At 42.5% G+C, this 11,431-nt stretch carries 2 protein-coding genes and 4 tRNA genes; all 6 read right to left on the bottom strand.

The window, feature by feature from the left end:
* Positions 1-8,512: two-partner secretion domain-containing protein (locus tag BKL49_RS01755; protein ID WP_077422921.1), on the bottom strand; the 8,512-nt coding region annotated here is incomplete at its 3' end.
* Positions 8,513-8,547: 35 nt separating this feature from the next.
* Positions 8,548-10,302 carry a ShlB/FhaC/HecB family hemolysin secretion/activation protein gene (locus BKL49_RS01760; RefSeq protein WP_077422922.1) on the bottom strand — a complete coding sequence of 585 codons (1,755 nt, stop codon included), beginning with the start codon at positions 10,300-10,302 and terminating at the stop codon, positions 8,548-8,550.
* Between the two features lie 724 nt (positions 10,303-11,026).
* Positions 11,027-11,102: transfer RNA gene (locus BKL49_RS01765), tRNA-Lys, on the bottom strand.
* A 49-nt stretch (positions 11,103-11,151) separates the two neighbouring features.
* Positions 11,152-11,238: transfer RNA gene (locus BKL49_RS01770), tRNA-Leu, on the bottom strand.
* A gap of 25 nt (positions 11,239-11,263) precedes the next feature.
* Positions 11,264-11,337, bottom strand: a tRNA-Cys gene (locus BKL49_RS01775).
* A gap of 4 nt (positions 11,338-11,341) precedes the next feature.
* A tRNA-Gly gene (locus BKL49_RS01780) sits at positions 11,342-11,417 on the bottom strand.
* Positions 11,418-11,431: the final 14 nt, after the last annotated feature.

The following is an 11,431-nucleotide window of genomic DNA, read 5'->3' on the forward strand; positions in this document are numbered from 1 at the left end:
GATTTTCTATATCGGTATGACTGATTGAGTTTGTCTTAAAGCGGTTTTTCTCTTGTGTTGCCTCACTTTCGATAATCGCACCGTTAAGCTGAGTATGGTTATGAATCGTCGCATCCATGCCATCCCCACCCACTTGAATACCCGTTTGTTCGTTCACTTGAGCATAATCCACTTTCGCTTTGCTATACGCCGCATTCATCGAAGCACCGCCGCCCGAACCATAAGTTATCGAGCCACTCGCGCCGGCACTCACTTGTTTCGAGTCGTATTGCTCCGTATCTTGACGGCTAGTGAGAGTAAGATTTTGTAAATCGGCCTCCCAACCCTTTGCTTTGATGTTTGCCGCATCAAGTGTTAAGCCGCCTACTTCACTGTTTGTGATGAGTTTATCCGCTTGAAGACGGCTGTTTTGCCAACGCTCACTGTCCGAGTTGGATTTGCCTTTCGAGACATTCACCGAACCTTCTATCCCTATGCCGTAGCTGTTGCCGTTCATACCCACAAACACACCAACACTACCACCTGCCGATTGACTTTTCGTCCGTTGGTGCTCCTCGTCTTTCACGCCTTTGATGTCAATCCCTTGCTTACCTGAAAGTGCCATCACTTTGGCATTGGCATCCACACCTTCAAAACGGAGTTTTTCATCTCGGGCATTCACATTTAACACACCAGTGCTAAAGGTTGATTTTTGGTGATGAATGCTTTGGCTTTCACTGCTCTGCGTTTGTTTTTGATTACCATAGCTGATGCTGATTTTCACACTCGGACTGGAAGTCGTACCCGTTCCTTGCATTTCGCCTGCCCGTAACGCATCCAACGTTTCCGACACTTTACCTACATTTTGAGCAGCCATCACCCCCTCTTCCGCCGCTTTCATTGCATAAAGGGCTTTCAGTTTAGGATTCGCCACCTGTTGGCTACGTTTTACGCTGTTATAAGCTGCTTGTGCCATATCCGTCACTGGAGTACTTAACGCAAGTGTTAAACCTGATTGTTTATACTCATGACGCTCACTCGTGTTGATGATATCTTTCCCTGCTTCTACCTTCACTCCCGCACCCGATATGTCAATGCGGTTAGTCCGTGGGGTGATAAGGTCTGTGCCCATCACGTTGGTCTGCTTGCCTGCTTGGATTTGAATATTGCCACTCATTGAACCCAAAGTACTGCGTGCATCCGATTGCGTCCAACCTTCCACTTCAGAGCGGTGTTTCTCCGATTTTGAGCCAAAGGTAATACCTATTCCTCCGCCTGAGAAAATTCCCGATTTTTTCTTTTTCGATATCGAAACGTCTTTGAAGTAATTGGTATCCGCACCAATATCAATATTCTGCTCAGCCATCAGATTAATCTCTTTATCTGCAATAATATTCACGGCTTTCGCAGTAATATCCCCCCTACTAGCTAAGGTAATATTTTCCCCTGAAATCGTACTGCCTTGTTGTATTCTCGTATTATGTTCTTGATATTGTTCACTTTGTTTCTTACCGTGCCAACTTTTTTTAACGCTTTTGCTCCAATGTTTGGAATAATTTTCCTCCGTCACACTATCCAAATGAATATCTTTTGCCGATAACAAGACTGATTGATTTGCTTGAATCTGCGCCCCTTGGCTTGATAACTGATTTCCAACATTAAGTACAATATCTTGCCCTGTTAGGTCAGTCATTTTATGTTTAAACCACTCTCTTTCATTGTATTCTTCACGGCGTTTTTTTCGTCTACCGGTTTTTTCATAAGATTCGACGTAACTATGTCGCTTTGCTCCATCCAATAGAGCATTATTCTGCACCAACGCTGTTAATCGCCGTGTTGCCTCAAGCTCAGCTCCTTGAGAATAAAGATTCTCTGCAGATAAGTGGACATTACCGCCCCCTTTAATCCGGCTGATTTCTACATCGTCTTTGCGTTCGTTACGATAATGGTTGCCACTACCCATTTTTTCATCAAATCCCACCGAAAGTGCGGTCAAATTGAGGTCAGTTTTTGCGCTCACTTGAGTCTCGCCTTTGCCCTCATTGATTATCCCCGCCCCTAACAGGTTAATCCGATTGGCACTCACGGCAAGCGTGCCGTTTTCGCCTTTAACGTGTAACAACGCTTGGCGGTCAAGATGGGTTTGACTACGTTGATAGTCGTTAAGATTGACTTCGGTGGTTTTGCTCGTGCTTTGATGCGCTAAATTACCTTTGACGTTTAATAATAATGCTTCATCTGCCTCAAACACGCCTCCAATATTGTGCATATCGCCCGACACTTGCGCTGCAACCGTTCCGCCTGAGACTTTGCCGCTATTATGAACTGATTGGCTGTCTAACATCACTAACCGCCGTCCGGCAACCGTGCCTTGATTGACCAACTCTTGGGTTTTAAGTTGAATATCATGAGCAGACAGTAAGGTGCCGTTGCCGGCGACATCCCCTTTTTTGACTACCGCATACACTTTAGGTACTAACACTTCTGTTTGACTGCCATCATCCAGTCTGACTTGTTCTTTTTCCAGCCACACAATATCCGTGGTTAATGCCGCCACTTGAGCCGCTGATAATTTCACACCCGGTGTCAGATGAAACGATTTCGCAAAGGTAATACCTGCATCCATTAAACCTTTATATTGGCTTTCAAAATCTTGATAGCCGCCTAAATATTGTCTGCCTGTCAGTAAATTGATTTGCTCTCGAACCAAACGTTGCTCATAGTAACCGTCGCCTAAGCGTTTATGTACATTTTCGTGGTCGTGACGCAGCGCTTTATACATATAATCCGAACTCAGCCATTTTTTGTATTGGGCAAAATTCGGGTCGGTTTCGATAAGCACGTGGCTGTCCGCATTCGGGTTTATGCGGTATAGGCTTTGTGTTGGCAGGCGGGTATCAACCGGAATACTACGTACTTCAATCCCTTTATCCTTATCAATAGTCGGAATCCGCTCCAAGGCTAATTCTGTGACCGACAGTTTGGTTTGGTTCGTGTTATTGTCAAAGTTAACTTTGTTCTGATCACGCTCAACATTGGTCAATGACGAGACATTCAGTTTGCCAATATCCGTGCTATTGACCCCATTTTGCACCTGAGCAATCTCATTACGGGATTTGCCGCTTTGATAATGTTGATAAGTCGCCGGCTGTGTGTTCTCAAGCTGAACAAAAATGCCCATATCTTTGTGTTGTTCATCAACCCGTTTCAATGCACCGCCTTGAGTGTGTTTGCGCTGATGATAACGACGAAAACCGCCGCGCCATCTGGTATAAGTGTAATCCCGCCATCCTTCTTCAATATTGCGTGTAATGGCGTCTTCATCATCCAAATTTTTTAACGTACCGCTGCCCGCATTGCGAATATCCCGTCCACTAATGACCCAGCTTTTATCGTTGAGAAAACGGTCGCTTTGGTAGGTAATATTTTCTCCGGCTAAAATCTGCGCCGGTAATGAGGCGGTTGTAATGTTTTCTTCCACACGTTCACGATTGACAAAAAGCTCCCAAAAACGGTAAAACTCTTCGCCCAATAACGGACTGTTGTGTTTATCTATCGCATCGCTGAGTGCTTTTAAATTATCGCCGTATTTCGCCATCCAACCGATTAACGGTAATAAGGTTTCATAATCCGCTTTATCTTGCACGGCTTTGTTATAAGCAGCTAACTCTCGTTTATATTTGTTTTTTGCCTGTTTATATGCGAAGAAACCTGGGTAATTCTCTCTTTTCGGCTCAACCGGTTTTGCAGGCACAATCGGCGCATGATCCGCTTGTGCATCTTGCTGCTCGTCTAACGCATTGATTTCTTCTTCGCTTAAATTCGACGGCGTCAATCTACTCACGCCCTCTTGTTTCTGACGACTTATCGCTTCCGCCATTGCCGGCGTAATTGTCGGCATCTCTTCCGCCGGTGCAGTTAAATTAAAATATTGCCAAATCGGATTATCCTTGCCGTAAACACTTTCCGGCATAATCCGACATTCGCCCTTGTCGCAATCCGCCGTATTCGGTATGGCAAGCAGTTGATCTTTCGTTAATTGGCTACTGTCAGTAATAACCTGTAAACGGCTTGGATCGTAGCTTCGCACATATTTCCACGCCCGGCTAAAATTAACTCGTCTTAAACCTTTGGTATCAATATAAGGTAATTTGCCGTTATTGTAAGGTGAGTCACCTGTTGCTAAATAATCCGGCAGAATATAGGATTTGGATACCGAAACATTTGAGGTTTCTTGAATAGCGGATTGGTAATGGATATTCGTGTTAGCCACATCTTTGATATTTAGTCCAATTCCTTTTCCTGCCTCAATAATGCTACTGAAGTTTTTCAAACTCAAGGCTTGACCGACGGCATAGTTATTTTCGTCTAAACGATTACCAAAGAAGATACCACCCTCACTATAAATGAGCGCACCACTTTTTCTGTTCGCATCATAATTTTCGGTTAAGTTGGTAATACGCTGCGCCCCTATATCTAATTGCTTCCTCGCTGCAATCGTCGCTGCATAAACCTTACCGTCGTTACCCCGTTGATCTTTGTTTAATACGCTATCAGCTTGTAACGCAACATAATCGCCGTAAATCCGCCCCGTGCCAATATTATCGATTTGTTTAGCTCGAATCAGCGTAGTGGCGTTTTCCGTTTCATTAAAACTATTAATCAAGCCTTCGTTATGTAATGTTGAAGCGGAAACCACTTGGGTTTGTGCCGCACTGATTCTTCCACTTTGATGATTGGTTATTTTACCCGCTTGAAGTTGAAGACGATCATTCGCTGATAAACGGTGCTGATTGACTAACTGTCCGGCAGTCGTTAATTTCAAGCTATGATAAGCATTGATATCTCGTTTGGTATTCACATCCGATTGAACATTAATATCAATATGTCCCGCTTCAATATGTCCGTCTTCGCTAAAAGCACGAGCGGTTAAATTCAATTTATTATTTGCCTGTAAAATACCTTGCGTATTATTCACATCCAAACTATTCAGCGAGCCGTTAATATGCAAATCGCCCCAGCTCAGTATTTCGCCTTGATGATTGTTTAATTGCAAATCAAGACGAAAATCCGCCCGACTTAGGCTATAAATGCCGCCCTCTTGGTTATTGAGCTGACGACCGCCTACTATCAACTCTCGGGCAATAATACCCTGTGTCAGATTATCTTGTTGCGCTTTCGTGGCTTGATTATCGATATTAGGCACATTGAGGCGTAAATGTTGATGAGAAATTACCGCTGACCCCAATGCGCCAACACGAGAGTTGGTCAGACCGGTCGCCGTGATATTTGCATTGCCTGTTGCCTGGATAAATCCGGCTCGGTTATCAATATCTCCGGCGGATAATGCAAGCAAACCGCCACTGAGCAATTTGCCGTTACGGTTATCAAATGCCTCTCCTAGTGCGTTAAATTGAATTGCGCCTTGCTCCGTCGTGATTCGACCTTGAGCATTATTCACACCAAGTGCGGTCAAATTGAGAGATGTTTTTATATTGATCGTACCATTAAGGTTTTGTAATGCCTGCGTAATCTTAAGCGTTGCATTGCCTTGTGTCGCTGCAATCATACCGTTTTGATTATCAAGACGGTCAGCAAATAGCGTAACCGCATTACTCGCTTTTATCTCACCTTGCTGATTATCAATACCTTGCGTCGTCGTTAAATGAAGCTGATCGGTCGCTAAAATTTGTCCTTTGCGATTGATCGTTTCCGTCACAGCCAGCTGACTATCGCCGCCGCTTAGTCGCCCTTGACTATTATCAATGGTTGTTGCTGCTTTAATTTGCTGGGTGGCTTTAGCAGTTACTACACCTTGTCGATTATCCAACCCGCGAACATTCAGGATCTGATTTCCACCTGCCGCAATATATCCCAATCGGTTATCTAATTGTTCAGCCCGAACGGATAAATTAACCAAGCTAATAATGCCAAGCGGTGTAGCGGATGTCGGATGGGTTTGATGATTATCAAGATTGCCTTGTAGCGCCAAATGAATCGCACCTTGGCTTTGAACCAATCCTTGCGTATTAAGGAAGTCTTGAGCGGAAATTGAGGTATTCCCCCCTACACTGATTTTTCCCTGTTCGTTACGGATTCCGCCACGCTGCACTTTCATCATCAAATCGCCACGACTGACGATTTGACCTTGTTGGTTATCCAGCTCAGCAGCAGTGATATTGATTAGCCTGTTAGCCACCACATCACTTTGTTTGTGATTGATAAACGAACCGCCTATCGTTAAATCAACCTTACCTCCCTCAATTAAACTGTTCTCTTGGCTGGTTAAATCCTTTGCCGTCGATACTGTCAGGGTGTTATCGGCTTTGATTACCCCTTCACTTTGACTTAGCGAAGCCGCTTGAATGGTTGCCTGTTGTGCACGAATGATACCTTGATGATTGGTTAGATTACCGCTGTTCAGCGTTAATGCTGTACCGCTTGATACAATGCCTTTATCATTATTGAGCTCACTTCCGGCAGTTTCAATATTGAGCTGTCCGTCGGCTTGAATATTCCCCTGTGTATTAGATAATGCCGCACTGTTAAGGGTTAAATCACCGCGTATGAATAATTTACCTGCTTGGTTGTTAAATGAATGATTGTATGTTTCAACGCGGACACCTTGCTCGCCTTGAATTCTACCTTGTTGGTTATCTACTTGCCCGGTATAAAGAGAAAGGGTTTGGTTGGCAAATAATAATCCCGATGAAGAAAGAAATTGCCCCTGATGGGTATCAACTTCCAGTTTTCCGCCGGCAATTAATTTACCTTTTGTATTATCCACCCGTTGCGTATCAATAAGGAAATGTCCTTGTGTTGAAAATGCTCCACCCGAATTATTAATGGATTGAGCGGACAATTTAAAATCCTCTGCACCGGTTTGCACCCAAACGCCATTGGCATTGTTAAGTGCGGTCTGTTTTGTCCGAATTTTATTTGCTGTCAAATGACCATTCGGCGTAGAAAGCGTTGTCGGCGTATCTAAAATAAGATTTTGTTGCGCCGTCAACCATGCTTCATTTGCCTGGATATCACCCTGCCGTGCTTGAACGTGAATGTCATAGGCTTGATTGCGGCTGTGGTCTAAATTGACTTCCGTAGCATTAATATTTAATTGCCCAGACGCAAAGTGCTTACCTTGTAAGGTCGCATTGCCGCCGGCTTGAATTTGAATGGTTTTGCCTTGTGCCGACGAGGTTTCAAGGGTTCGGGTTTCATTTTCTTCCTGCGTGTGGGTTTGCATACCGGCGGCAATCAGGGCGGATTGCGCCGTATTTACCGTTGCCGCCTCATAGCGAATTGAACCTTTCGCCACCGTTTCGCCTTGTTGCCGAATGGCGTGTTTTGCCTGTTTTTGTATGTTTCCGCTACGAGCAATAACTGAACCGTCCTGTTTAATATCAGCACCGCTTGAAAGGCGAATATCATGTTGGCGGTTTTCAATCTTGCCTGTGTTTTCAATACCGTTTGTGCCGGTGAGTTGAATTGATTTATTCGCATTTAACGTACCGCTATTTACAATTCGACCTTGGCTATCAATCTTGAGCGTTTCAGCATTCGCACCGATATGCCCTGCATTGTGTACACCGACACCTTGTTCAGTACCAATTAAATGGATCTTTCCTGCATACATTCCCCCTAATTGCCCCACATCAATCGCAACTTGTGGCTTAGCGTCTTGAGCTGTCGCTTGGTTTGTATGAGTAATTTGCAAATCTTCCGGTTTAGCCGTACGCTTAACCGTATTTTTACCGGTAACAACCTTCATTTCTTTTTTCGACCAAACACCCGCATTGATTTGGGTTTCTTGGGCAATAATCTCCGTATAATCTACACGACTGTTATCTAAGCCTTTACCGGATACACTGACTTTGCCTTTTTCCACAACAAAGCTTTCAAGATTACCATGTTGAATTTGAGGCTTACCTGTCGTGAACGTAGTACGATCTGAATTAATGACTCCACAACCTTCACAATGAATACCTGACGGGTTCGCAATAATTACATCAGCTTTTTTACCTGCTACTTCAACATAACCTTTAAGCACAGAAGGATCGGATGAATTCACTTCATTTAAAATGACTTTTGCTTCGCCTCGGGCAAGATAAGGGTTACCTTGCACCCATCCCCCCTGCTGTGTTTGAACCTGTGTTCGGCTGTTGTTTAATATTGCCCCTTTGGTATCAACATCAAACTTACTGTATTTATTATGAGATAACCCTTGCTCATTAGGTGTTTGAATATTTACTTGTGGCAAACCGTTTGCCGTTTGTAGCACGATGGGTTGTTGAGTTTTAGGGGCGGATTTATCTGCTTGGATAATCAAATTAGCAGATACCGCGCTAGAAAATGAAACAAATCCTAGCGCACAGAAAAGACTGAAAGTAAGTGGTTGAATTTTCGCAAACAACTGAGGAAAACTGGATGAAGCTCTCTCGGTTGATTTTCCTTCTGTTTTCGCTAATTCCGATGTAACAACCAAACATTGTAAAGTTTTACTAAAAATGACACGGAAACAATTTTTATTCATTTTAACTATCCTTTAATTTTTAATAATACGTTTAATTAGAAGCTATAGCCGACATTAAAACCGGCAACAGTATTTGATGTTTTAAAACCTGTTGGTTTACTGATTGGTTTTCCGACAAAAACATCATAATAAAAACCTCGCCATCCCCCTTTTAGCCCTATCGCACTACCAATAAGATGATGACCTAATTGAGATTGGGTTGACCATCCCATAACTCGTCCTCCGTCAAAAGCAAAATAAAGTTGCTGCCCTTTACCATTCACATTCCAAGCAAGTTCATTACGCCATAACCAGCCTCGTTCACCGGCAAGCGTAAGTTCACCGTCAAAGCCTCTTACCGTATAACGCCCGCCAATACTAAAGCGATCTTGAGCAATTAAAGGGGTTTTATTCCATTGTGCACTCCAAGCGGTTTGATATTGCCAATATTGTTTACCCAACATAAACGGTTGAGTAAAATTAACGGAAGCAAAAATAATTTCCGGGCGAGAAGTTCCTTCTCCCCAAAGTTCTTCCGGCGCTGACAATGCCCCTCTTGCACCGGTTCCCCGTTTATAGCTAGCGGATAATTCAAGAACAGCATCACCAATATATTCTTTATGAGAAAGTCCAGCCTCCCAGCCCGCCATACGACGTTTTTGCACCTGAATCTCTGAACCATCTACATAGTTACTAGACTGACGCGACCAAAAACTACCGAAAGCGGATGTTTTACGTTTACTATCTCGATACACTAAATAAGATAGCGTTGCCTTTGTGGTATTGCTTTTCCCCGAATAGAGATAGTTATTATTGAAAGCACCAAAAACTTCTTGCCGATAACGGTTATAAGTTTGTGACGCAGATAACGTCCAATAGCCGAAAGGGATAGAATAATAAAAGGTTAAATTTTTACTGGCACGGCTACCTTTTTCATCATTATGAGTTTTTAAACTACGTGTAAAAGAGGTATAAAAAAGATCATTAGCAGAAAACATATTATCAAGAGATAATGTTCCACTTGCTTGATATTGCCCCGTTGATTTCGAACCAGAATCATCCAAACTTAAATTAACTCGAAAAGGCAATGCTTGTTGATAACTAATTTTAATGTCACTCACACCAATATCGCTCTTACTTGGCAATAACTCAATGTTCGCTTCTACTGTTGGCACCCGTTTAAGATTTTCAAGCGACTGTTCCATATCTCTTACATTCAAAAGATCACCTTTTGAAAAGGTGAATCCAGTTAAAGCATGTAAACGGCTAAAACGTGGAACATTGCCACTGTCCTCAACGATGGTATTTCCTACTTTACCGGGAATAATCGTTAACACTAAAGAGCCACTTTTCAGATCTTGCTCTTGCGTCACAACACGTGTAGTAACGTACCCCTTTTCAATAATTCGATTTTGAATTTGTTTCATCAAAATGCCTATTCCCTCTCCGCCAAAACAATGCGGGAGGGTTAGTTTTAAATCGTTATAAGCTTGATTTAATGCCCATTGGAATTGGCTTTCAGAAGAGGAGTGTTTAGCTGAATAATCAACCAACGTGATATAATGAATCGGGTAACAAGGCGTTCCTTTATCAGATAAGGTCAATCCTTTATAATTTGTCGTCTCTAAACGAACATCAGCCTGAGATTGCAAGATTTTCTCTTGCGCTTGCTGATTTTGTTGTTGGCGTTGCTGCTGAAGTGCATCCATTTGGTTTAAACGGGAGAAATTTTCCGGTTTATTAGCAAAAGCAAATAGTGGTACGATCGAAAATAATGTAACGGTATAGAGTTTATTAAATACTGTTTTCATACTTTAAACTAAGTGATTGAATTTATGAATTTGATTATAAAACATACTATAATCTTTGTTAATATTTATACAAAACAAAGTCAAAGTAAACTCGTACAGCAATATTTTCATTTCCCTTAGCTTCCTTTTATGTACTACATAAAAAAATAACTAAATACATTTAACCCTTTTAACCTTTTCAAATAAGACCTTTCTCTTGGGAAAGGTCACCTTATTACATCTTTGGGGGAAAAATACGATATTCAAAGAGAGTGGATATGAGTAGTTTTTGCGGCATTATGTAGCAAATGCACAATTTAAAGAAAATGTAGGGATGCCACGCTGGCATCCGTAAAAATTAAACGATTTTAAAAGGTTGTATGGCGGATGTCAGCATTGTGTCTCTAGAATTTAAGTTTGTGCAACTGCTACATAATAGCGAGTTTTTAGCTCATAAAATTAACTTGAAGGTCGTACTGAATTAGAAACAGGAAAAAAGAATCCCTTTGAAACAGGCTAAAGTAAATGCACAATCTACGATTAAAAACGCTATCAGAGAACTACGTAAACTAGAGCCTTCTTCAAGTCTATATCTGAAAAGTAATTCTTTCACTGAGAACGGTTAATGATAAGAGCAAAACACAGTAATACTAACCGTATTCGTAGTTTTAGCTTTAGCACATAGCTAAATTCCCAACAGAAAATACAGGGTTTTATCATTGAATTGAGCTTGGAAATAAAGACTTGGTGGGTCGTGAAGGATTCGAACCTTCGACCAACGGATTAAAAGTCCGCTGCTCTACCGACTGAGCTAACGACCCAAGTATAGGATTTTGAAGGAGTTTTTTATAAAATTTACATTCTATAAAATGGTGCCCGAAGCCAGACTTGAACTGGCACGCCTCGAAAGGCGAGGGATTTTAAATCCCTTGTGTCTACCGATTCCACCACTCGGGCAACTAGACTAACTTACAACGTATTATGGAGGCGTGTCCCGGAGTCGAACCGAGCTACATGGATTTGCAATCCAGTGCATAACCGCTTTGCTAACACGCCGTATTGGAGCGGGAAACGAGGCTCGAACTCGCGACCCCGACCTTGGCAAGGTCGTGCTCTACCAACTGAGCTATTCCCGCATTCGTTGTTAGTG

Source organism: Rodentibacter myodis (assembly GCF_001999305.1).
Lineage (GTDB): Bacteria > Pseudomonadota > Gammaproteobacteria > Enterobacterales > Pasteurellaceae > Rodentibacter > Rodentibacter myodis.

What these genes read in the sequence shown, in the direction of transcription:
- BKL49_RS01760 (WP_077422922.1), bottom strand. Translation starts at nt 10,302, where the DNA reads ATGAAAACAGTATTTAATAAACTCTATACCGTTACATTATTTTCGATC.